This is a genomic window from Loktanella sp. F6476L (assembly GCF_023015725.1).
Classification (GTDB): domain Bacteria; phylum Pseudomonadota; class Alphaproteobacteria; order Rhodobacterales; family Rhodobacteraceae; genus Yoonia.
Genome location: NZ_JALKAR010000002.1, coordinates 428,934 through 451,859, shown reverse-complemented (window position 1 = coordinate 451,859; position 22,926 = coordinate 428,934). Strand labels below are relative to the sequence as shown.

Below are 22,926 nucleotides of genomic sequence, written 5' to 3'. Positions count from 1 at the left end.
ATATGTCCACGTATTCCCCTTCAGAAATCGAAGCCAAATGGCAGGCCGCGTGGACGGATGCCGAAACGTTCAAGGCGGTACGCAGCGGCGATAAGCCGAAGTACTACGTGTTGGAGATGTTCCCATACCCATCGGGGAACCTGCACATGGGTCACGTCCGCAATTACACAATGGGCGACGTGATCGCGCGCTATAAACTGTCGACAGGTCACAACGTCCTGCACCCGATGGGCTGGGATGCCTTTGGGATGCCAGCGGAAAACGCGGCGATGGCCACGGGCATTCATCCCAAGGAATACACCTACGGCAACATCGACCACATGAAATCCCAGATGCGCCCGCTGGGCCTGTCGCTGGATTGGTCGCGTGAATTTGCGACATGTGATCCTGAATACTACGGCCAGCAGCAGGCCTTGTTCATTGATTTCCTTGAGAAAGATTTGATCTATCGCAAAAAAGCGGTCGTGAACTGGGACCCAATCGATATGACAGTTCTGGCCAACGAACAGGTCATCGACGGCAAAGGCTGGCGGTCTGGCGCAGAGGTTGAACGCCGCGAATTGGTGCAATGGTTCTTTAAGATCTCCGACTATTCAGACGAATTGCTGTCCGCTCTGGATACGCTCGACAACTGGCCCGCGAAGGTCAAACTGATGCAGTCGAACTGGATCGGCAAATCGCGCGGTTTGCAGTTTGGTTTCTCTGTCATCGACGGCCCTGATGGCCACGACCGGGTCGAGGTTTACACGACCCGTCCGGATACGCTGAACGGCGCTTCCTTCGTTGGTATCTCTCCAGATCATCCGCTGGCCAAGCAGCTGGAGGCGGATAACTCCGAAATCGCAGCGTTCTGCGCGGAATGCCGTAAAGGCGGCACCACTGCCGAAGCGGTCGAGAAGGCCGAAAAACTGGGGTATGACACTGGTCTGCGCGTGCGTCATCCGTTTGATAACGCATGGGAATTGCCCGTATATATCGCGAACTTCATCCTGATGGATTACGGTACGGGCGCTATTTTCGGCTGTCCCGCCCACGATCAACGCGACTTCGAATTCGCCACGAAATACGACCTGCCGATCACGCCTGTTTTCGCGGAGCCGGGCAAAGAAGACGTCACACTGACCGAGGCATTTGTGCCGGGCAAAACTGATAAAGTCACTTATCTGAAAGGGTTTGCTGGCGAGACCGAACAGAATGGAGACGAAGCTGTCGAAGCGGCCGTCGATTTCTGCGAGGCAAATGGCGTGGGTCAAGGTGTCACCAAGTTCCGCTTGCGTGACTGGGGCCTGTCTCGTCAACGCTACTGGGGCTGCCCGATCCCGATCGTGCACTGCGAATCCTGCGGGGCGGTGCCCGAGGCGAAAGAAAACCTGCCGATCAAGCTGCCTGATGATGTTAGCTTTGATATTCCGGGCAACCCGCTTGATCGTCATCCAACATGGCGGGATTGTAAGTGCCCGAAATGCGGGGCTGATGCGCAGCGCGAAACTGACACCATGGACACATTCGTCGATTCGTCTTGGTATTACGCGCGCTTTACCTCACCGGGGGCCGCGACGCCGGTTGATATCGAAGAAGCTGCGTATTGGATGAACGTCGATCAATACATCGGCGGTATCGAACACGCGATTCTGCACCTGCTTTATTCCCGTTTCTTCGCGCGGGCCATGCGGATGACCGGCCACTTGCCACAAGGTAGCGAAGAACCGTTTGACGCGCTGTTTACGCAAGGCATGGTGACCCACGAGATTTACCAAACCAAAGGCGCTGATGGACGCCCTGTCTATCATTTCCCGACGGATGTGACCGACGGCAAGCTCGCTGATGGAACCGATGTTGAAATCATCCCTTCCGCGAAAATGTCGAAGTCTAAGAAGAACGTGGTTGATCCCGATGATATCCTCGCGACCTACGGCGCTGATACGGCACGGTGGTTTGTGTTGTCCGACAGTCCGCCAGAGCGTGACGTGGAATGGACCGCGTCTGGGGCCGAAGCGACGCACAAGCATCTGTCCCGCGTTTGGCGGATCGCAAATGATGTCGCAGCTTTTGAAGGCGGTGATACGGCGCAAGACGCTGATCTTCTGCGCGCAATGCACAAAGCAATCATGGACGTAACCAACGGCGTCGAAAGCTTTGGCTTTAACGCAGCGATTGCAAAGCTTTACGGTTTTACTGGCGTGCTTGCGAAATCTAAAGCAAGTGCAGTGGCGAAACGTGAAGCAACGCTGACGCTTGCACAGTTGATGTCGCCGATGACACCGCATTTGTCTGAGGAAATCTGGTCTCTGCTGGGTGGCGAGGGCCTGATTGCAACGGCCCCTTGGCCGGTCGCGGATGAAAGCATGTTGGTCGAAGACACAGTGACGATGCCGGTGCAGGTAAACGGTAAACGGAAAGCGGAAATCGCAGTGGCGGCAGATGCCGACAAAGCATCGGTTGAAGCGCTTGCCATGTCGAACGAAACCGTAATCCGTGCGCTAGACGGGGCCACCCCGAAGAAAGTGATCGTCGTGCCAGGTCGGATTGTGAACATTGTGGTCTAGGCGTCGCCTCTGTTTGCTGGCCGCCATTGTCACGATGGCCGGCTGTGCGGTGGTGCCTTTGCATGTTCCCAATGGTGCTGCAGCGCGGTGGCAGAACACTATCGTGATTGATGCGCCGGACAGCGTCATTGGATTCCGTTTGGCCGAAAGGCTGGAGGCGACATTTGGTTCTGCGACGGCTGCGCAATACCGCCTGAGAGTGGTCCCGCAGATCGAACCTGTTCCGGCAACGATTGCGGTCGATGGTGATAGCACGCGCTTTAATTTGACAGGAAATGCGACGTGGACGCTTGTCGATCAAGCCGGAGAAAAAATCGGCGGAGGGTTAGAGCAAACTTTCACAAGCTACTCCGCGACCGGATCAACTGCGGCAACCCAAGCGGTCGAGAGCGACGCGCAGGCCCGGCTTGCGGTCGCATTGGCTGACCTGATTCGTCAACGCTTGGCTCTGTTAGAGGTGCCGCGATGAAGCTGGCTGGTGCCGCAGCAAACGGGTATTTTCGCAACCCCGACAAAACCCATACCGGACTGCTTATTTTTGGCGCAGATCCCATGCGCGTTGCGGGGAAACGGCAAGAGGTGATCGCTGCCCTTGTCGGGCCGAATGGTGACGAAGAAATGCGGCTGACCCGTATCCCAGGGGCCGAACTACGCAAAGATCCTGCGATCCTGAATGATGCGATAAAGGCGCAAGGTTTTTTCCCCGGCCATCGCGTTGCGTTTGTGGAAGATGCGACAGACGGGGTGTCGAAAGTTATTGATGCAGCACTTGCGGATTGGCAGCCGGGGGACGCGCAGGTCATCGTCACAGCGGGCCAATTGACTGCAAAGTCTGCTTTGCGAAAGGTGTTTGAAGGTCACCGAAATGCGGTTGCGGTCGGGATATATGACGATCCACCTAGTCGAGATGATATTGAACAGTCGTTGCGGGACGCCGGGCTTGAGGTTCAAAGCAGGGACGTGATGGATGCCCTGTTTGCGCTCGCCGGATCATTGGAGCCGGGTGATTTTCGACAGACGATTGAAAAGGTCGGCCTGTACAAACGTGGTGATGCGACACCGATAAGTGTTGAAGACGTCATGGCGAACGCGCCGCAATCAGCGGAAGTAGATGTGGACGATGTGCTTGAGGTCGTGGCATCTGGGCAGGCGGATAAACTTGGACCGATCCTGCGGGACTTGTATGCGCAAGGCGTGGCCCCCGTGACCCTTTGTATCGGCGCGATGCGCCACTTTCGGCAATTGCATGCCGCTGCATCTGACCCGGGCGGTGCTGCTGCCGGTGCTGGACGCCTGCGTCCACCTGTCTTTGGGCCGCGTCGCGATAAGATTGTGCGCCAAGCCAGCAATTGGGGGCGTGACCGGCTTGAACGTGCGCTGACTGCACTGACAGACACTGATCTGCAAATGCGTTCGTCGGGCGCGACGCCAGACCGGGCATTGATGGAACGGGTTTTGATACGACTTGCAATGATGGCACGTCGGTAAAACAGGTTGGGCCGCCCAATCTGGACGGCCCTTAACGTACGTTTCCGTCAGTTGAATTAGTTTGTGGTGGATGTCGCAGATGCAGCGCTCGCAATAGCGAGAAGAGCTGCCAGACCTGCAAGCGTCACGACATCGGGGCCAACTTCAGGAATACCAATTTGGTCGCTGATAACCACGGCAGCGTTGTCAGCCTGTGCAGTGCTGACAGTCATGGAAAGCAGGCAAGCCGCCGCAAGAGAAGTCTTAAGAAGTTTCATGTAAATATATCCCCGTAGAATCAAAAAAGGGCCAGCAAATGCCAGCCCTTTTTACGTAGTCTAAACAGCGAGGTTTAGAAAGATGCAGATGCAGCAACCAAGGCAGCCAAGAGGCCCAATACGATGTAGCCAGAGTTGATTGAACCAGCAGGTGCAGGTGCTGGTGCTTGTGGGATCACAACAGGTGTTGGAGCCGGAGCTGGAGCCAAACCGCCAGCGTTAGCTGTTACAGCAGTTGTTGCCAAAACCGCAGCAGCGGCGAGAACTTTCAAAGAGCGCATGTCATTATTCCTATATTAAAATGAAAAAGGGCCAGCCGTAGCTCGCCCTTTAAACTCAAATCTAATCGTCAGATTAGAAAGAAGCAGATGCTGCTACGAGTGCAGCCAAGAGGCCCAGCACGATGTAGCCAGAGTTGATTGAACCAGCAGGAGCAGGTGTGTCAACGATGACAACTGGTGCTTCTGGGATTACTGGGGCCAGGCCGCCAGCGTTTGCAGCAACACCAGAAACAGCGATAGCAGCTGCGGCAGCGAGAGTAGTTGTGAGGCGCATGTCGGTACTCCAAATTAAATGCACTTTGTGGACGATCACAGGTTTTCTATCCACCGTGCTCGTGTAACTCAAGTGGTTAAATGGTTTCGGCGCGGGACCCAAGGGTTTCTTTTTGCGCGGAAAACCGTCCGGATTAGTTTTTTGCTGTCCGATTTGGCGCAACTCAAAGCAGTTCAGACGTTGGAACGCCTATTTTTATTGGTGAATCAGAGTTGTAACGTTTGTAATAAATGGTTAGCGCGCACAGTCGGAGTGTTTTGAAACGGTATCGACTGTCCGTTGTAAAAGCTAAAAAGCGATGCGGTCGCGCAACAGTTTATCGCAATTGGGACGTGGGCAAGCGGCTGAAAATGCCACAAATTTGGTCGGAAAGTGGCGTTTTTCCCCGTAAAAGGCGCATTCCGGCGCGATTTTGCGAATCTCTTGGCTGATCAAACCCGTCGTTTCTCGGCATCTGTTAGGGCAACCGTGATTCTTTGAATCAGCTTAAATTGATTTCAGCCAAGAAAGCGCGCCTCGTGCGGCGGCTTCGCCTGTCGCAAGGCAACCGCTGATCAAATAGCCGCCGGTCGGGGCTTCCCAGTCCAGCATTTCGCCTGCAGCAAATCGACCTGGCTGATCGCGCAACATGAAATGGGAATCCAATGCAGAGATGCGCAGCCCACCAGCTGTCGAAATTGCTGCATCCATTGGCATCGGGTCAAGGATCGGGACGGGCAAAGCCTTGAGTAAATCAGCGATTTTGCCCGCTTCATTCAGATCTTCACCTTTCGTGAATTCGTAGAACAGCGCGGTTTTTATCGGGGACAGCCGTACGGTTTTCTTCAGAAATTGCGGGAAACTCTGTTTGCTGCGGCGTTTTTTGACCCTGCTGAGCACATCTTGATGACTCAGGTCAGGGAAAAGATCGACGTGAAGCGGTGCGCCATCGCGTATTTTCCGCGATAAATCGTAGACGCCACCGCCTTCGATACCATTGCGCGATATGACCCATTCGCCTCGGCTAGATGTACGACCGGCATGTAGCGCCGTCGCTTTGATTGGGGTTCCAAGGAAGGGGGTCATATGATCCGACCACGCAACCTGAAATCCCATATTGGCAGGCTTAAATGGGGCCACAGCATCAAAGTGTTCAGCCCACGCGCCGGTTGAACCAAGTTTTGACCAGCTTGCGCCGCCCATCGCGAGAATTGTGATATCTGCGGCAATTGGTTTCGTCCCATCTGGCGTTTCAAATTGACTATGGCCGTCCTGAAATCCGGTCCATGTCCAGCGGGAATTGAACACGACATTCGCGGCCCGAAGCCGCGCCAGCCAAGCCCGCAACAACGGCGACGCCTTCATGGCTGTCGGAAAAACCCGTCCGGTGGACCCTGTAAAAATTGATTGCTCAAGATCTTCTGCCCACGCCATAACTTCGACGGGGCCGAAACGGCGCAAAGCCGCTTCCATGGTCGGATGTAGTGGACCAAAACGCGCGATGAATGCGTCCAGTGGTTCGTCTTTGGTCAGGTTCAGGCCCGACTTTCCCGCCATCAGAAATTTGCGTCCGAACGACGGCATTGCGTCGCAAATCGTTACATCAATTTCCGCTTGCGACAGCGCATCTGCGGCCATGAGACCCGCAGGTCCGGCCCCGATCACAAGCGCGGTAGTCATGCAGGCATCTGACCTTTGATTTCGACGACACGGTGCGGGTAAGGGATCTCGATACCGTTTTCCTTCAGGGTATTCCAAACAACAAACAGGACATCCGAGGTGTATTTGTTGACACCGTCATCAATCCCTTCAACCCAGAATTCGACCGCAAAATCGATGCCACTATCGCCGAAACCGCGCAATTCACAATCAGGTCTTTCAGGCGCTGTCAGGACGTTCGGGTGGGCGGCGACGGCGGCTTCGATCAGGTCGGGGACACGGTTGATGTCCGTGTCGTAGCTCACCGAAAACGGAACCTCCAACCGGTTGGCCGATCCGCTATCCGAATAATTGACGACGCGGGTTGTGATGAAATCTTCGTTCGGAACAACGATCCAGCGGCCGTCGTAAGTTTCAAGAATCGTAGCGCGCGCAGTCATCTTGATGATGGTGCCCGCCTCGCCACCGTCGAGTTCAACATAGTCGCCGACAGTCGCCTGACCTTCGATCAACAAAATTACGCCAGAGATGAAATTCGATGCAATCTTTTGCAGGCCGAAACCCAAACCAACACCAATAGCACCACCCAAGACGGCGAGCGTGCCAAGGTCGATCCCCATAATGTTCATCAGCAGCAAAAATGCGATGCCAAAGATCACGAATTCGGCGGTTTTGACGGTCAGTTGGCGGATCGCTGGACGCATTTCCTGACGATCCAGAAACGCGGATGACTGGCTGTTCGACCAGTGTCCAAGCCAGAATAAAAGCGATCCGGCGATTACGCCACGAACCAGTGCCAAGGCGCTGAAGCCGATATTCCCAATACTAACACGTGCTTCGCCAAGCAAAATGATGACTGGGTCAAGAATCCCGAGCGCGTAAAGCGCGCCGACAGGGATCAGAACGAATTTGCCCAAAAGGTGCAGGAACGGATCGGTCAGGATATCTTTGACAAACGCTCTGATAGCTAGGAAGAGGAAAACCCGCTTACCAAAACCAATGACAGGGCCCGCGCCGAACATTGCTGTCACCACAGCTTCGCCCATGGCGGTGAACGCATAGGCCAAAAGCGGTAGGATCAGCGGCAAGAACTGCAACACAAAGCGTCGCGCTTTAGCGAAGATGTTTGCGCTTTCCGCGGGGGGTGTCAGCAGGTTTGTCAGTTTCGGCGCAACGATCCGGTTGACGAGTCTTGCCAGCAGGTAGGACGCGATCAGCAGGCCAAACTGGGACCATGCGGCAGGCGACAACAACCAGCTTTTTGCAAGCGCAATGCCCTGATCAAGATAGCCGAGAAATTGTTCGAGAATAACTTGCGGATCCATGGGCGCCCCTCATATTTCACAGTGGTTTTGCCTGCGTTTGGCTTGCAAGGCAAGGTTCAGCGCTTGATCATGTCCTTAATCCCGCCCACGAGATCAAGTGATGCTGCTTTTGCAGGCGCTGCAAGTTCATGGGCGCGGTCAATCAGGTCGCCGGGCGCTGCAATGTCATCAATTAACCCCCAACGTAGGGCTGTTTCGGCATCGATTTTGCGCGCGGTCAACAGCATCATCTTTGTACGTGACGGGCCAATGAGGTGTTCCATCCTTTTGGGATCGGACGGCTGCGGGTAAACCCCCATTTTCATAACCGGATAGAAAAAACGTGCATCGGGAACTGCGACCCGTATATCGCAGGCCAACGCCATACCGAACGCGCCGCCCGCTAAGGTGCCGTTCAGCGCGCAGATCGTCAGGCCCTTTTGATCGGCAATTGATTGCGAAAGAATTTCCCATGCCGGATCAGTTGCAAGGCCGTTTCGTACTTCTTCCAACGCCGCCCCTGCGCTGAAAACCTTGCCTATGCCTGTCAGGATCGTCACGCGAGATCCGTGTGATTTTTCAACAGCATCGATCAGATCGCGCAGCATTGCGCTGGTCAGGGCGTTTGCTTTGTCGGGTCGATTGATTGTGATCGTCGAAACATGATCGTCGTAGTGATAATCGATCATATAAGACCAACCATGCGACGGATTTCGTCTTCGCGCAGCGATACGTCTGTCCCAAGATAAGGGTCGGCTGCATCGCCGCACATCCAGACCAAGGCCGCCGCGGGCCATTCCGGCGGGATGTGGTCTGACCAATCAAGTTCTGCCACACGATTTACACCGGACGCCTTGATGTCGCGCTGCATTTTGGTTGCCACCGTGCCGGGGGACAGACCAAGCACGCGGACGCCTTTGTCTCGGTTTTCGTGATCAGCGGCGCGCGTTAACATGTACGCCCCAGCTTTTGTGGCACAATAGGTCGGCCAGCCTTCCATTGGGCCATGTGCGGCCCCTGACGACACGGTGATAATCGTGCCGCTTCCGCGCGCGATCATGTGGGGCAGAACGGCATTCATGCCGTAGAAAACACCCTTGAAATTCACATCAACGGCTTTGGAAAACGCGGCCAGATCAGTCTCGGCAAGCATCGAAATTGGTTCGATCATACCTGCATTCCCGATCAGAATATCAAGCGCCTCGAACCGATCGATCGTCTGATCAACGGCGGCTTTTACAGCGTCGGGATCCGCGACGTCGCAGGGAATTGCGATGGCCTGATCCCCAATCTCTTTGGCAATAGCGTCAATGTCATCTGTGCTACGCGCAGCCAGTGCTACGTTCGCGCCTGCCTGCGCAAATGCATGCGCGGCGGCCGCACCGATGCCACGGCTTGCGCCTGTGATAAGTGCGGTTTTCCCGCTGAGTGTCTGATCTACCATAATAATCTCATAAGTACCTTGGCCATTGCTTGCCAGTCTAGGATTCCCGACCTTGCACATCGGTGCAAGTCGTCCGACACTCTGCGCAGAAATTATTTGAAAGGACATCTTATGAAAGACGTCATTGTATTGCGTGGTGCCGTTTGTGCGGCTGCCCTTCTGAGTTCTTCTGCCGCGATTGCAGATGTGACGGCCGCCGATGTGTGGGCCGACTGGCAAAAGCAAATTCAGGTCTATGGGTCTGAAAACATTTCTATCGGCAGCGAAGTCGTAGACGGCGCGACGCTGACCGTGAACGACCTGAGCATGACCATGTCTGACGAATACAGCAGCGTGACGACCAACCTGGGCCCGCTTGTCTTTACCGAAAATGGCGATGGAACCGTGTCCGTTGACGTGCCGGACAGCTATCTGATTGCGGTAAACATCGAGGACGACCTGATCGTTGATCTTGAGGTTGCGCAGGAAAACATGGCGATTACCGTTAGCGGCGATCCTGATGCGATGGATTACGACATCAGCGCTGATAGCTACACGATGCGTGTTGCCGAATTTAAAGGCGATGCCGCTGATGTCGAAGGCGACATTTTCGTGAAGGCGAACGATCTATCGGGCACGTATCAGACTAGCGCAGATGGTGCCTTGGCTTATGACATGATCGCTGAAAACGTGGACGTCTTGTTTGATGTCAAAGAACCGGGCGGCGATGGCTACATGCTTGTAAGCGGCAAAATGGAACGGCTGGGTGCAGACGGGACCATGAATATGCCCGAAGGTCTGGATATGGACGCGCCTGACACATGGTTCGCGAACGGCTTTGGCGTCGATTCAACAATGGGATATCTTGGCGCAAGCTTTATCGCTGACTTTAGTGTCGATGGTGATGCGGGCACGGCGAGCATTCAAATGGGTGAAGGCGGTTTCAACGCCACCATGAACCAATCTGATCTGGCCTATGGTTTCGCGTTTGATGGTGTGAATGTCAGCGCACAAATGCCAGATCTGCCGTTCCCCGTTAGCTTTTCTTGGGATCAAGCCGAGACAAGCTTTTACATGCCGCTGGAAAGTACAGACGAGGCAGAACCGTTCGGTTTCAAATTCGCTTTGACCGAAGTCACGGTCAGCGACGACATCTGGAACATGGCGGACCCGACGGGCACGATCCCGCGTGAACCTGTGACGGCTGAACTTGAATTGGCTGGCATGGCCAAATTGTTCTTCAATATCTTGGACCCAGAACAAGCCGAAGCAATGGCCTTTGCTGACACGCCAGGTGAATTGAACAGCCTTCAGCTGATCGGTTTGCGTCTGGCAGCGGCGGGTGCGGAAATCACGGGCGCTGGTGATTTCACATTCGACAACAGCGATCTGGAAACCTTTGACGGTTTGCCACGTCCAACGGGCGAAGTGAATATCGGAATTAAAGGGGCGAATGCGCTGATCGACAAAGTCGTCGAAATGGGGCTGCTGCCTGCTGAACAGGCCACAATGGGCCGCATGTTCATGGGGATGTTCGCCACGCCGACCGGCGACGATGAACTGAGTTCCAAGATCGAGATCAATGACCAAGGTCACATCATGGCCAATGGTCAACGTATCCAGTAAGCTCCACGAAATAGGGGGTGCGATGGGCGGCCGTCGCACCCCTTTTCTATTGTAATATAAGGAAAATATGATGCTTCGCCGAAACCTCTTTGGAACGACTGTTTTATCTGCCACGGCTATGTTGGCGCAAAGCGTCGCGGCGGACGTCACGGGCGCTGACGTTTGGGCGACCTACACCGCATATTATGAATCAACTGGTGCACAAGTTATTGGCACCCCGACAACCAGTGGCGACGAGACCGTGATCAGCGATAGCGCGCTGCTTTACCGGTTCCCGTTTGATGTCGCGACGTTGCGGGTTGGTTTGCCTGACATGCGCTTTGTTGATCAGTCTGATGGGACTGTCGTCATCTCTTACCCTGAAGCATTTGATGTGCGGATCGAATTTGATGTGCCGTCCGAAGGGTCAGGGGCGCTGACGCTAGGCATCGCGCAAGACAATTTCCAAGGCACAGTGTCAGGCGACCCTGCCGACATGACATTTGTGCAATCAGCCGATGCGTTGACGGTTGAAGTCAAAGATATCGAAGTGCCAGAGGAAGACATCGACTTTTCAATGCTTGCCAGTGGGGCCGGTTATTCGTCTACGTCACGTGTTGTGACGGGCGACCTGATCACAACAACAACAGAGATGACTACTGGTGCCGCTGACGTGGCCTATGTGTTGAACGACGCCGAGGGGTCTGTGATTAGCAACACGGGACAGTTCGGCGCGAATGACACGACTTTTGAGACAGCGTTCCCCGCTGGCGGTTCGGACATCATGAACTTGTCCGCGGCATTGGCGGCAGGCGCGTACCTGCGTGGCACAGCGGATGCGGAAGGTAGTTCCAGCGAAACCGTCACGACAATCGACGGCGATATCCTGTCCGAGCAATCACAAACCTCCGGCCGCACAACCAGTCGTTTTTCAATTGATGCCGCCGGCTTTGACCTGTTTGCCGAAGGCGAAGGCGTCGAATTCAACATGTTGATTCCGGACGTTTTCCCATTCCCGATTTCTGGCAGCATGGGGAAAGCCGTCGGCGGCTACAGATTCCCACTGATGCCAAGCGAAGAACCGCAGGATGTTGCCATGCGTTTGGATTTCTCTGATTTGGAAATCAGCGAAGACCTTTGGGGTCTTTTTGATCCAAATGGTGATCTGCCGCGCGATCCAGCGTCGATCAACATTGATGTGGCGGGCACTGTCATTTCAGAAATCGATGCGCTGAACTTCGAAACTATTGAAGCGCAGATGAATCAATCGGAACCACCCATTAGCCTTGAAAGCCTGACGATCAACGAAATTTCGGTCTCTGCTATCGGGGCAAGCGCCTTGGCCACGGGGGCGTTTGTTGTCGACAATTCCGACATGACAACCTTTGATGGGTTCCCGCGTCCGGAAGGCAGTGCGATCCTGAATGTTGAAGGTGCAAACGCGTTGATCGACCGTTTGGTTGGCTTCGGTGTTATTGGTCCGGACGAAGCGGGCATGGCGCGTCTTGGCATGGGCTTTATTGCCAAAGCGACAGGCGAAGATGCGTTTGAAACGCGTCTGGACGTGAACGGCGAAGGTCATGTCATCGTGAACGGCCAACGCATGCGCTAAGCGCCCCTTGCGGCGGGGCGACCCGCCGCATACCTGTCTTACGACTTATTCAAAGCAGGCACACATGACCCAACAGCTTTCCACCCTAACAGAACAGATGATCGCAATTGCCAAAAAGGCGGGGGCCGACGCTGTCGATGCCATCGCCGTTGATGGTACATCGGTCTCGATTGATGTGCGGGCAGGGGCCTTGGAAAAGGCAGAACGGTCCGAAGGCGTGGATGTCGGGATGCGCGTGTTTGTCGGCAACCGACAAGCTTGTGTGTCGTCATCAGATGCGAAAACCGCAACGCTGGAACAGATGGCCGAACGTGCCGTTGCGATGGCCCGTGAAGCACCGGAAGACCCCCACGCGGGGCTTGCTGATGCGTCTCAACTGGCCGTGGACCGCGACAGCAGTTCCTTGGAGATGTTCGACCCAACCGACGAACCTGATCCGGCAGAATTACAAGCCGATGCTGCCCGCGCAGAAGCGGCAGCGCTCGAAAACAAAGATATCAGTCAGGTCCAATCCGCCTCCGCAGGTTACAGTCGCCGCCGCATCCAACTTACTGCATCGAACGGATTTTCCGGTGGTTACACGCGCAGCGACCGTGGTTTGTCCTGCGTCGCGATCAGTGGCACCGGCGCTGATATGGAACGCGATTACGACTACGATAGCCGTATTTTTCAAGCCGATCTGCGCGACGCCGAAGACATTGGACGCCAAGCCGCAGCGCGTGCTGTTGAACGTACTGGTGCCCGCAAACCCAAGACCGGCAGCTTTCCCGTTCTGTTTGATGAACGCATCGCCAGCAGCCTTGTCGGGCACATCAGCCAAGCCGTTAATGGTGCGGCAATCGCGCGTGGGTCCAGCTGGCTGCGTGACGCGCTGGGCGAACAGGTGCTGCCTGATGGCATTTCCCTGATCGAAGACCCGCGGCGTCCACGCGCCTTTTCATCGCGTATGTTCGACGCTGAAGGGCTGGCGACACAGCGCCGCGCGATCATCGACAATGGTGTGCTGACTGGATGGACGCTCGACCTTGCGAACGCCCGAAAATTGGGGCTCGACAGTACAGCCAACGCATCACGCGGGACATCCGCACCTCCATCGCCAAGCCTGTCGAACCTTGCGTTGACGCAAGGCGATAAATCGCGGGCAGACCTGATCCGCGACATGGGCACAGGGCTGCTGATCACGTCGATGATCGGATCGACTGTGAACCCGAATACGGGCGACTATTCACGTGGTGCGTCTGGGTTCTGGGTCGAAAACGGTGAAATTACTTATCCGGTCAACGAATGCACGGTCGCGGGCAATCTGCGCGACATGCTGCTGCGGATGATTCCGGCGAACGATGCACGCGCACATCTCTCGCACGTGGTGCCATCAATCCTGATCGAAGGGCTGACGCTTGCCGGTGACTGATCTGGACCTTCTGATCGCGACGGCCAAAGCGTCGGGTGATATCGCCCGACGCTTCGTCGTTGATCGCCCCAAAGTCTGGGACAAAGGTGGCGGTGCGGGCCCTGTGACCGAAGCTGATTTGGCCGTTAATGAATTGATGGCCCACGAATTGCAACGGGCGCGGCCCGATTATGGCTGGTTGTCTGAAGAAACTGAAGACGACATGGGGCGGCTCGCGACCCGGCGCCAATTCGTTGTGGATCCAATTGATGGCACGCGGGCGTTCATCGAGGGATCGCAGGACTGGGCGCATGCCCTGGCCGTGCTTGAAGACGGCGAAGTGATGGCCGCCGTCGTCTATCTGCCGATGCGCGATTACCTTTACGCCGCCCAAAAGGGCGATGGGGCGACGTTGAACGGGAACCCGATCGAAGTCTCGCAAAAGAACGATCTGGATGGTGCGACCGTGTTGTCGAACAAAGCGAGCTTTGCCGATAAATTCTGGGCAGATCAAACGCCGCCTGCTGGTATTGAACGTAAATTTCGGTCGTCGCTGGCCTATCGTATGGCTTTGACGGCGCAAGGCCGGTTTGATGTGATGATGACGCTACGCCCGTCTTGGGAATGGGATATCGCAGCGGGCGCTTTGATCGTCACCGAAGCAGGCGGCGAAGTCACGGATCAAACGGGGGCACCGCTGCGTTTTAACAATCCGCATCCACAGGTTAACGGCGTGGTAGCGGGTAGCCCTGTAACACGTCTTTTGCGGGCGGCATTTGCTGCATCAACGGTTGAGACACCTTCACCAAACGCATAAGTCTGATACAACACGGTCAAGTCAAAAAAGGTTAACCCTATGACACAACGTCTACACCTCGTCTTCGGCGGAGAGCTGATCGATCCAACCAAAAGCGCATTTGCCGATGTGAACAATATCGATATCGTAGGTATTTTCCCAGATTATGCGACGGCCTACGACGCGTGGAAAGCGGCCGCGCACCGCACCGTTGATAATGCACATACCCGCTATTTCATCGCACATTTGCACCGCCTGCGTGACGAAGAAACAGCAGCATCATCGACCGAAGAACTCGGCTAAATGGACCACCTGAATGCCTGATAAGTCACTTTCACTTGCGGCGTATTTCTCACGCCGCGGCGGTGAAAGGACAGGGCAGGACACCCATGAATTACCGCAACGCCCCCAAGGCAATGTCATTTGGGTGCGCGTGAATGGCGATTTGCCGATGGATGCTCTTCGGGATCTGGAAACACGTTTACAGGCCGATGGCGATCCCATCTATCTGGTCATCACGACTGCCGATGGGATGGACGATACTTTTAAAACGCCATTAGGGCGCACACCGGTACGCGCGTTTTTTGACCATTGGAAACCGGACCTGACGCTGTGGTTAGGTCCGGAACTTGATGCGACGACGTTGTATGAACTGGCGCAGGCCAAAACGCCTTGCGTGCTTGTTGGTGCCGAACAGGCAACCGCACGGCCCACGACCAAGACGTGGGTGCCTGGGCTGACACGCGGTATGTTGCGCCAGTTTGCCAAGATTATGACAGTCGCGGATGACGTCGCACCCGTGCTTGTACGGGCTGGCGTCGACGCAAACCGCATTGAAACGCTTGGTCCGCTCGAAAGCGCGCCTGCCGCCTTGCCGCACTTCGAAGACGAACGTCAGGATATCGCCAAATCGCTTGGTGCCCGCTCGATTTGGTTCGCGGCGGATGCCGATATTTCCGAGGTTTCACAAATCGCGCAGGCCCATCATCAGGCAAGCCGTCGTGCGCATCGTCTTTTCTTGATTATTTCTTTGCGTGATCCGTCATGCGGCGTGGCGGCGGCAGAAACGCTGCGCGGAGCCGGGTTTTCCGTATGCCTTCGTTCCGCTGATGAAGAGGTTGACGAAGCGACGCAGGTCTATGTTGCTGATACAGAGGGTGAGCTGGGTTTATGGTATCGCGTGGCACCAATCACGTACCTTGGCGGGACTTTGACGGGCACGACATGCCGTGAACCGTTTGAAGCCGCGACTTTGGGGTCCGCAGTGTTGCATGGGCCGTTCGTCCGGCCGTATGAGGCCCAGATATCCAGACTTGCCGCCGCTGACGCCTGTGTTGCTGTGAATTCTTTCGCGGATCTCGGAAAAACTGTCGAGACGCTTTTGTCACCCGACAAAGCCGCTCGGATTGTTCATGCCGCATGGGATGTCACATCACGCGGGGCTGACGTGACAAATCGGTTGGCCGAAACGTTGTTGGAACAACTTGACGGGGTGGGTGCGTAAGATGAAAGCTCCGCTTTTTTGGTACACATCGGCGCAATCGCCTGCATGGCAGGCACGCATTCTGTCGCCCTTGGGTGCACTTTATGGCGCGGCCACCGCCCGACGTGTTGCACAGTCCGGCATGAAAGCCGCTGTTCCGATCATCTGCGTTGGTAATATTAACGCGGGCGGAACCGGAAAAACGCCTACAACAATGGCGTTGACGGAACGGCTTATTGCAAGGGGGCATCAGCCGCATATCGTGTCGCGCGGGTATGGCGGCAGCCTGAATGGTCCGACCCGTGTTGACCCGATGACCCATTCCGCAAGCGAGGTCGGTGACGAACCCCTGTTACTAGCAGCTTTCGCGCCGACCTGGGTCGACAAGAATCGTGCCGCAGGTGTGACAGCGGCGCAGGACGATGGTGCCGACGTCATAATTCTGGATGATGGTTTCCAAAATCCAAGCGTTGAAAAAGACGTCTCCATTGTCGTGGTCGACGCTAAGCGGGGTTTTGGGAACGGCAAAGTTATCCCTGCCGGTCCTTTGCGTGAACCCGTTGCGGCTGGTCTAAGCCGGGCTGACATCGTTCTGTCAATTGGTGCGAAGGACGATCAAAATAGGTTTCGTGATCAATGGCCTAACCTGTCCGGACATGTCCAAGGCCATCTTGAACCATTACCGACCGGTATGCCGTGGCAAGGGCTGCCGGTACTCGCGTTTGCTGGAATCGGACATCCTGAAAAGTTCTTTCAGACCTTGCGCGACTTGGGTGTTGTCCTGATCCACGGTGAAGCTTTGTCGGATCATCAACCGCTAACCGCCGCGTTGATGACAAGGCTGGAAACCGAAGCGCGGTTGAAGAACGCGCAGATGGTGACGACTGAAAAAGATGCGGTGCGCTTGCCCGACGCGTTCAGGGCAAAAGTGCTGACAGTGCCGGTTCGGCTGCAAATCAGCGACTGGGGGCCACTTGAAGCAGCCCTCAGTCAGATTGGTCTTTAAGGGTTAACCCAGCTTTTCGTCCAAGATCGTCTTGAAGTTCTCGTAGGTCATGTTGCCGTGGCTTTCGCCATTGATCAGGAAGCTAGGCGTAGAGTTGATGCCATCACGTTCGGCGTTCGCTTGGTACCAGCCAACCAATGCTTGCGCTTGGTCCGCATCGGACATGCATGCATCAAGCGTTTCATCGTTCAAGCCAGCTGTTTTTGCCAATTTGCGCAGTTCTTCAATCACAATTGCCGGATCGCCGCTTGCGGTCCATTCGCGCTGCTTTTCGTAGACGAGGTTTGAAACTGCGAAGAAACGGTCCTCGCCAGCGCAGCGTGCAATCATGGATGCCCACAGGCCGAAACGGTCAAAATACACTTCGCGGTAGATGAATTTCACCTTACCGGTGTCGATGTAGTCTGCCTTCAGCTGCGGGTACACGTTGGCATGGAAAGACGCGCAGTGTGGGCAGGTGAAGGACGCGTACTCGATCATTTCGATTGGCGCGTTTTCATCACCGAGCACCATATCAGGGATTTCGATCGTGGTTTCTTGCGCCTGAACAAACGTGCCAAAGCCACCCGAAAGGGCAACGGCGGCACCGCCTGTCTTCAAAAGGTCTCTGCGTTTCATGTCGTTATCCTTTGGTAGATTTATTGTGTTTTGACAATATGTTAGCCCCAAGTGCGGCAAGCGCATCGCGTAGCGCGGGGCTTGTCACGTCGTTTGATATCTGGCTTGCCGCCTCGCGGTACACGGGGGCTGGCTCGGGTCGTTTTTCCTCCACGCGGTCAAAGGCGACTTGCCCTTGCTTAAAGCCAACAGGAGCCGTTTGCGTGATCCGAACGCGGGCAATTGCGCGGTAGCCGTAGCAGGCATTTACCTTGTCGCGAATCTGATCTTTCTGCATTTCCAGCATCGGGGCTTGTGCGCCCGTCGTCAGAACAGACAATGTCGCGCCCATGCCACCCTTGCCGTAGCTGACCTTGACTGGGGTCGCGATCTTGGCTGTGCCTTCGCCAACAATCTCGGACCAATGGGTCAGCAGGCGGGTGACGGCAAAACCACGGGCTTCGCTGGCTTTGCGAATCCGGTTCTGCATCAATCCAGATGCCCGAGAAAACCCGTAGGTTGACCCCTTATGGCGTGGTTGTTTCATCATTCCGTTCTAATGTAAGCAATGCGGCAGGCCAAGCCAGCCCCTGAGCTAAAGGAGCAATAAACATTGCGTGATCTAAGCGACGAATTGCTGATGTGGTATGATGGCCACGCGCGGGCTATGCCATGGCGCGTACCACCAGATCAAAGCAAAGCGGGACAGCGGCCTGATCCTTACTTCATCTGGATGTCAGAGGTGATGCTGCAGCAGACGACCGTTGCAGCAGTTAAGGAATATTTCCGCAAGTTTACCGGTCTGTGGCCCACTGTGAGGGATTTGGCCGCAGCCGAAGACGCAGATGTGATGGCCGCATGGGCGGGTCTTGGATATTATGCACGGGCGCGCAATCTGTTGAAATGTGCGCGCGTGATTGTGGCAGAACATGATGGGGTATTCCCCAGCGATTACGATGACTTACTAAAGCTGCCGGGCATCGGTCCGTACACAGCGGCTGCAATGTCTGCCATTGCGTTTAACCAACACGCAACCGTGCTTGACGGCAACGTCGAACGCGTGATGGCGCGGATGTACGACATTCACGATCCCCTACCGGGCGTCAAACCAGTGTTGATGAAATACGCAGAAGCGTTAACGCCTCGGGGGCGACCGGGCGATTACGCGCAGGCCGTGATGGATCTGGGTGCGACCATCTGCACCCCCAAGAACCCCGCATGCGGAATTTGCCCGTGGCGTGATCCTTGCGCGGCGCGGCAGGCCGGCACAGCGGCTGAGCTGCCAAAGAAAACCCCGAAAAAGAAAACCCCTGTGCGTTTGGGTTATGTCTATGTCGCTCGTCGCGATGATGGTGCTTGGCTGCTGGAAACGCGCCCCGAAAAGGGACTGCTCGGTGGGATGCTTGCCTTCCCAAGCTCTGATTGGTCGGACGACCCCACGCCTGCACCACCTTTGGATGCGGATTGGAAAGACAGCGGGCAAGAGGCGCGACATACCTTCACGCATTTTCATTTGCGGCTGAAGGTCATGGTGGCGGACGTCCCCGACAACCTTGATCCCACGCGCGGCCATTTTGTCCCGCACCATGCGTTTGTACCATCTGCGCTGCCGACGGCGATGCGCAAGGTTTTTGATCTTGTTCCGCGACGTGACGCCACAATTGAGCCAGAGTCCCGTTAAATGTAGTGTAACAGTCAAACGATAGTGAGAATTGCGATGACCACTGCACCTTCCATACCGGCGATGGCCCGGCTTTCGGCTGCGTTGCCGTTCTGGCTGTCTTTGATCCTGATCCCGCTTGCGGTGATCGCAGCACTCTACGGCGGTTGGGCGCTTTTGCTACTGCCGCTTGCAACGTGGTATTTGTTTACGGTCTTGGACTACTTCACGGGCTTGAACGAAGAAAACGCAGACCCGCAGACACCTGAGGCACAGCTGTATTGGTACAAACTGATCACGTTGATCTGGACCCCCATTCAATTGATCACGATCTTCGGGGCCATGATCTATGTGGTGAACACGGACCACCTGAATTGGCTGGAAGAATGGGCGTTGTTCGCAGGGTTCGGGATCATCTCGGGCACCGTCGGGATTAACTATTCGCACGAATTAATGCATCAGAAGTCAAAATTGGAACGCTGGCTGGCGGACATTTTGCTGGCATCCGTTTTGTATTCGCATTTTCGTTCAGAGCACCTGCTTGTGCATCACCGCTACGTCGCGACGCCGAAAGATCCTGTAACGGCGCGTTACAATGAACACTTCTGGCGGTTCTTCCCGCGTGTGCTGGTCGAATGCTATACATCTGCTTTCAATGCAGAAAAAGCGATGCTGGCGCGCAAGAAAAAACCATGGACCGACCTGTCCAATCCGTTCTTCCGGTATTGGGCTTTGCAGGCTGGCTTCATCGTTCTGGCCGCCGTTATTGGCGGTTGGTGGGGCGTCTTTTTGTTTTTGGTCCAAGCTTTCTGGGCTGTCTTTCAGCTTGAGCTGGTGAACTATGTCGAACATTACGGGTTAACACGTAAACATTTGGGCGACGGTAAATATGAACACGTCTTGCCGCGTCATTCTTGGAATGCGGCGCATAAAGCGTCGAACTGGTTGCTTATCAATTTGCAACGCCATTCTGATCATCACTACAAACCGGACCGCAGATTCCCATTGCTGCAAACCTATGATGACGACGATGCGCCACAGCTGCCTTATGGGTATCCGCTTATGACAATGGCGGCACTTTCGCCGCGTCTTTGGCGGAAAATCATGAACCCCCGTGTTCTGGCTTGGCGCGAGAAATACTACCCAGAAATCGAAGATTGGCTGCCGTATAAGCAAGGGACAAATCCGTTACCGCGGTAAGCAAAATCCATTGTCGTGGCAGGCCTTGATCAGGGGCAGCCAAAAACCAAGCGCTTGATCAAATTGAGGATTTTCTAACCGCCAATCGGGGCCTATCTGTTCCGCTTTAGCAGTGATTGAAGTCGCATATTCTGCCGTCGCATGCGCAAGGTAGATGTTTTCGGCGACAAGGACGGCTTGGGATTTTGCAATGGGTGCCGCAGTTGGCGCGATGATGATCGCTCCTTCTTTGGCTTGACGCAGTATCCGATTTTGCATGGTTGTCAACATCTGCGGATCAGAGATCGGCCGATAAAAATAGATCACGTCATAATCGCCGTATCCGTCAAATTCCAAAGCATCGCCATCAATAACGTGACATCCTTCAGCTTGGGATGAATGCAGGGCCTGCCGCGCATTTGCCGCGAAGGCGTTATTGTATTCCAACCCGTCAACCTGTTCGAAAAAGTGGGCTGCGATCATAAGCTTTGTGCCGCCTCCGCACCCGACATCCAAAAACCTAAGGGGCCGTTTTCCGCTCTGTGCAAGGCTTACGCGATAGGCGGCTTGCATCAGGTTTACAAAATAGTCACCCGACAGCGGGATGTCCGGAAACTGCGTGTCATGAGAAAACTGACGATCCTCTGCAATCGGGTTGGCCAGATAATGCAGCGAATTGGTCAGGTAGGACATTAAATCGCTATTGCGATCAACCGCTTGCAGCTTTGGTTTTGTGACAAGTGGCTGCGTCGTGTGTGCGGCTATCCGATCAAGGAGCACCCTTGTTTTGAACCACAACGACGCGCGATACGCCCCATGTTTAAGGTATGTTTGGTGATCGGCATGAAACGTGACAGGCGCATTTTGCAAAGCGGCAAGACAGGATTGGTAAGGCCCAAACTGTCGGGCAATTCCCTGCCATTGCGTATCAACGGCTGTATTGCGGACGTCCGATGCTGGTTGCGCCAATTGACTGGCGATACCGCTGGCCCGTGTCATCAGATCAGCCTCAAGATGGCGCAGTTCCGTCACTGGATCAGTCATCTTAGTCCCCGCACATTACAGCGTAGCCAGACGATTGACCAAAAAAAACCCCGCCACAAGGGCGGGGTGAAGTTCGTGCAAGCGGTCCTTCCCCTTGCAGGGAAGGCGGGCCACTTGCACCGGCGGTATTCGTAAAATCAGTTGTGTTTGGCCATTTCAGAACGGATCTGCTGGCGCAGCAGGTCGATAGGGACCTTTTGTCCGTCGCGTTTAAACTGCCAGTAGGTCCAGCCATTACAGCTTGGCGCGCCTTCACAGGCTGCCCCCACTTGGTGGATAGACCCTTTGATGTCTGCCCCGATCACGGTGCCGTCTGCACGGACCTTAGCCTTGTGGCGCCCATTCATGGACCACAGTTCTTCACCGGGACGCAGCATGCCGCGTTCAACCAGAACGCCAAAGGCAACACGTGGTTCTGCACGTTTCGACGTGGACACTTCGAGCGCCTCTTTGTCGAACTTGCGTGTGTTCTTGATGCGTTTTTCAGCGACCTTGCGGTATGCTTCTTCGCGTTCGATGCCGATAAAATCACGGCCCAACATTTTCGCGACGGCACCCGTTGTGCCAGTCCCGAAGAACGGGTCAAGAACCACATCACCTGGGTTGGTTGTCGCAACCAAAACGCGGTGCAGCAGCGATTGCGGCTTCTGCGTTGGATGTGCTTTTTCGCCTTCGTCGTTCTTAAGACGTTCATGACCGGTACAGATCGGAAGCACCCAGTCAGATCGCATCTGAACACCTTCGTTGAGCGCTTTCAACGCCTCGTAGTTAAAGGTGTATTTGCTCGCTTCTTCTTTAGAAGCCCAGATCAGTGTCTCGTGGGCGTTTGTCAGGCGTTTGCCGCGGAAGTTTGGCATCGGGTTCGACTTGCGCCAAACCACATCGTTCAAAATCCAGAAGCCTTGGTTCTGTAGTTCAGCGCCCATCCGGAACACGTTGTGGTAAGACCCAATGACCCAGATCGCGCCATTCGGTTTCAGCAGGCGACGGGCGGCTTTCAGCCAAGCCTTTGTAAAACGGTCATAAACCTTAAAGCTATCAAACTGGTCCCACGCATCATCCACAGCATCAACCTTGGAATTGTCGGGACGGTGAAGATCGCCCTTCAACTGAAGGTTATAGGGCGGATCCGCAAAAATCAGGTCAACAGAGCCTGCAGGAAGCGCATTCATCCGCTCAATGCAGTCGCCATCAAGGATCGTGTTTAGGGGAAGCGTAGCCGCCTCCGACACCCCTTTTGGGGCTTTCGTTTTGGTTTTCATCGTCTGCCTCTGCCTCGGCGAATTTGTTCCGCTCGTTGGTTGAGTTCACAATGATTCACAGACGATTCTGTGTAAATATCT

At 55.1% G+C, this 22,926-nt stretch carries 23 protein-coding genes; 12 read left to right on the top strand and 11 right to left on the bottom strand.

Annotated features, from left to right (window positions below; translation table 11 throughout):
* The first annotated feature begins 2 nt into the window (after positions 1 to 2).
* From leuS to holA, 3 genes are read left to right on the top strand one after another with little or no spacing between them, the layout of a single operon-like run.
* Complete coding sequence (leuS, locus tag MWU61_RS07515) at positions 3 to 2,546, top strand: leucine--tRNA ligase (RefSeq protein ID WP_247127668.1); 2,544 nt, start codon at positions 3 to 5, stop codon at positions 2,544 to 2,546.
* Between the two features lie 13 nt (positions 2,547 to 2,559).
* The gene (lptE, locus tag MWU61_RS07510; RefSeq protein WP_247127667.1) at positions 2,560 to 3,015 is read left to right on the top strand and encodes an LPS assembly lipoprotein LptE; all 456 of its coding nucleotides are present in this window, start codon (positions 2,560 to 2,562) and stop codon (positions 3,013 to 3,015) included.
* The gene (gene holA / locus MWU61_RS07505) at positions 3,012 to 4,034 is read left to right on the top strand and encodes a DNA polymerase III subunit delta (protein WP_247127666.1); all 1,023 of its coding nucleotides are present in this window, start codon (positions 3,012 to 3,014) and stop codon (positions 4,032 to 4,034) included. Before lptE ends, holA begins: the two co-directional genes overlap by 4 nt.
* Positions 4,035 to 4,090: 56 nt before the next feature.
* Here the strand turns inward: holA and MWU61_RS07500 are convergent, their stop codons facing one another.
* The 7 genes from MWU61_RS07500 to MWU61_RS07470 all read right to left on the bottom strand — a co-directional run bounded on the left by MWU61_RS07500 (position 4,091) and on the right by MWU61_RS07470 (position 9,232).
* Positions 4,091 to 4,291 (bottom strand): hypothetical protein, encoded by a 201-nt coding sequence (locus MWU61_RS07500; RefSeq protein ID WP_247127665.1) that lies wholly within the window; start codon positions 4,289 to 4,291, stop codon positions 4,091 to 4,093.
* Between the two features lie 74 nt (positions 4,292 to 4,365).
* Positions 4,366 to 4,572: a hypothetical protein gene (locus tag MWU61_RS07495; protein ID WP_247127664.1), complete on the bottom strand. Its 207-nt coding sequence runs from the start codon at positions 4,570 to 4,572 to the stop codon at positions 4,366 to 4,368.
* 73 nt (positions 4,573 to 4,645) lie between these two features.
* The gene (locus MWU61_RS07490) at positions 4,646 to 4,846 is read right to left on the bottom strand and encodes a hypothetical protein (protein WP_183523790.1); all 201 of its coding nucleotides are present in this window, start codon (positions 4,844 to 4,846) and stop codon (positions 4,646 to 4,648) included.
* A 486-nt stretch (positions 4,847 to 5,332) separates the two neighbouring features.
* Positions 5,333 to 6,505, bottom strand: coding sequence for a TIGR03862 family flavoprotein (locus tag MWU61_RS07485; RefSeq protein ID WP_247127663.1), 1,173 nt, complete (start codon positions 6,503 to 6,505; stop codon positions 5,333 to 5,335).
* The gene (locus MWU61_RS07480; protein WP_247127662.1) at positions 6,502 to 7,809 is read right to left on the bottom strand and encodes a mechanosensitive ion channel domain-containing protein; all 1,308 of its coding nucleotides are present in this window, start codon (positions 7,807 to 7,809) and stop codon (positions 6,502 to 6,504) included. The genes MWU61_RS07485 and MWU61_RS07480 overlap by 4 nt, the downstream gene beginning before the upstream one ends.
* A 56-nt stretch (positions 7,810 to 7,865) precedes the next feature.
* Complete coding sequence (locus tag MWU61_RS07475) at positions 7,866 to 8,477, bottom strand: enoyl-CoA hydratase/isomerase family protein (protein ID WP_247127661.1); 612 nt, start codon at positions 8,475 to 8,477, stop codon at positions 7,866 to 7,868.
* Positions 8,474 to 9,232 (bottom strand): SDR family oxidoreductase, encoded by a 759-nt coding sequence (locus MWU61_RS07470; RefSeq protein WP_247127660.1) that lies wholly within the window; start codon positions 9,230 to 9,232, stop codon positions 8,474 to 8,476. The genes MWU61_RS07475 and MWU61_RS07470 overlap by 4 nt, the downstream gene beginning before the upstream one ends.
* 111 nt (positions 9,233 to 9,343) lie before the next feature.
* Here MWU61_RS07470 and MWU61_RS07465 point away from each other — a divergent pair, with 111 nt between their 5' ends.
* The 7 genes from MWU61_RS07465 to lpxK all read left to right on the top strand — a co-directional run bounded on the left by MWU61_RS07465 (position 9,344) and on the right by lpxK (position 17,103).
* The gene (locus MWU61_RS07465) at positions 9,344 to 10,837 is read left to right on the top strand and encodes a DUF2125 domain-containing protein (protein ID WP_247127659.1); all 1,494 of its coding nucleotides are present in this window, start codon (positions 9,344 to 9,346) and stop codon (positions 10,835 to 10,837) included.
* A 70-nt stretch (positions 10,838 to 10,907) separates the two neighbouring features.
* On the top strand, positions 10,908 to 12,428 hold the full coding sequence (locus tag MWU61_RS07460) for a DUF2125 domain-containing protein (protein ID WP_247127658.1): 1,521 nt from the start codon (positions 10,908 to 10,910) through the stop codon (positions 12,426 to 12,428).
* A 64-nt stretch (positions 12,429 to 12,492) separates the two neighbouring features.
* On the top strand, positions 12,493 to 13,839 hold the full coding sequence (locus MWU61_RS07455) for a TldD/PmbA family protein (RefSeq protein WP_247127657.1): 1,347 nt from the start codon (positions 12,493 to 12,495) through the stop codon (positions 13,837 to 13,839).
* A complete protein-coding gene (locus tag MWU61_RS07450; protein WP_247127656.1) occupies positions 13,826 to 14,635 on the top strand; it encodes a 3'(2'),5'-bisphosphate nucleotidase CysQ in 810 nt (269 codons plus the stop codon). The genes MWU61_RS07455 and MWU61_RS07450 overlap by 14 nt, the downstream gene beginning before the upstream one ends.
* 39 nt (positions 14,636 to 14,674) lie before the next feature.
* Positions 14,675 to 14,917 (top strand): DUF4170 domain-containing protein, encoded by a 243-nt coding sequence (locus MWU61_RS07445; RefSeq protein WP_247127655.1) that lies wholly within the window; start codon positions 14,675 to 14,677, stop codon positions 14,915 to 14,917.
* A gap of 13 nt (positions 14,918 to 14,930) precedes the next feature.
* Positions 14,931 to 16,118, top strand: a complete 1,188-nt coding sequence (locus MWU61_RS07440) for a glycosyltransferase N-terminal domain-containing protein (protein ID WP_247127654.1) — start codon at positions 14,931 to 14,933, stop codon at positions 16,116 to 16,118.
* Position 16,119: 1 nt separating this feature from the next.
* Positions 16,120 to 17,103, top strand: a complete 984-nt coding sequence (gene lpxK, locus MWU61_RS07435; RefSeq protein WP_247127653.1) for a tetraacyldisaccharide 4'-kinase — start codon at positions 16,120 to 16,122, stop codon at positions 17,101 to 17,103.
* Positions 17,104 to 17,106: 3 nt separating this feature from the next.
* Here the strand turns inward: lpxK and MWU61_RS07430 are convergent, their stop codons facing one another.
* Complete coding sequence (locus MWU61_RS07430; protein ID WP_247127652.1) at positions 17,107 to 17,721, bottom strand: DsbA family protein; 615 nt, start codon at positions 17,719 to 17,721, stop codon at positions 17,107 to 17,109.
* A 4-nt stretch (positions 17,722 to 17,725) separates the two neighbouring features.
* Entirely contained in the window at positions 17,726 to 18,247 is a 522-nt protein-coding gene (locus MWU61_RS07425; RefSeq protein ID WP_247127651.1) for a DUF721 domain-containing protein, read from the bottom strand.
* A gap of 66 nt (positions 18,248 to 18,313) precedes the next feature.
* On the opposite strand from MWU61_RS07425, the gene mutY reads away from it, so the two are divergent.
* Together mutY and MWU61_RS07415 are read left to right on the top strand one after the other, a co-directional pair.
* On the top strand, positions 18,314 to 19,381 hold the full coding sequence (gene mutY, locus MWU61_RS07420; RefSeq protein WP_281501985.1) for an A/G-specific adenine glycosylase: 1,068 nt from the start codon (positions 18,314 to 18,316) through the stop codon (positions 19,379 to 19,381).
* Positions 19,382 to 19,417: 36 nt separating this feature from the next.
* On the top strand, positions 19,418 to 20,560 hold the full coding sequence (locus MWU61_RS07415) for an alkane 1-monooxygenase (RefSeq protein WP_247127650.1): 1,143 nt from the start codon (positions 19,418 to 19,420) through the stop codon (positions 20,558 to 20,560).
* On the opposite strand, the gene MWU61_RS07410 is transcribed toward MWU61_RS07415, so the two are convergent.
* Positions 20,549 to 21,583: a class I SAM-dependent methyltransferase gene (locus MWU61_RS07410; protein ID WP_247127649.1), complete on the bottom strand. Its 1,035-nt coding sequence runs from the start codon at positions 21,581 to 21,583 to the stop codon at positions 20,549 to 20,551. The genes MWU61_RS07415 and MWU61_RS07410 overlap by 12 nt on opposite strands.
* Positions 21,584 to 21,720: 137 nt before the next feature.
* Complete coding sequence (locus tag MWU61_RS07405) at positions 21,721 to 22,845, bottom strand: site-specific DNA-methyltransferase (protein WP_247127648.1); 1,125 nt, start codon at positions 22,843 to 22,845, stop codon at positions 21,721 to 21,723.
* Between the last annotated feature and the right edge of the window lie 81 nt (positions 22,846 to 22,926).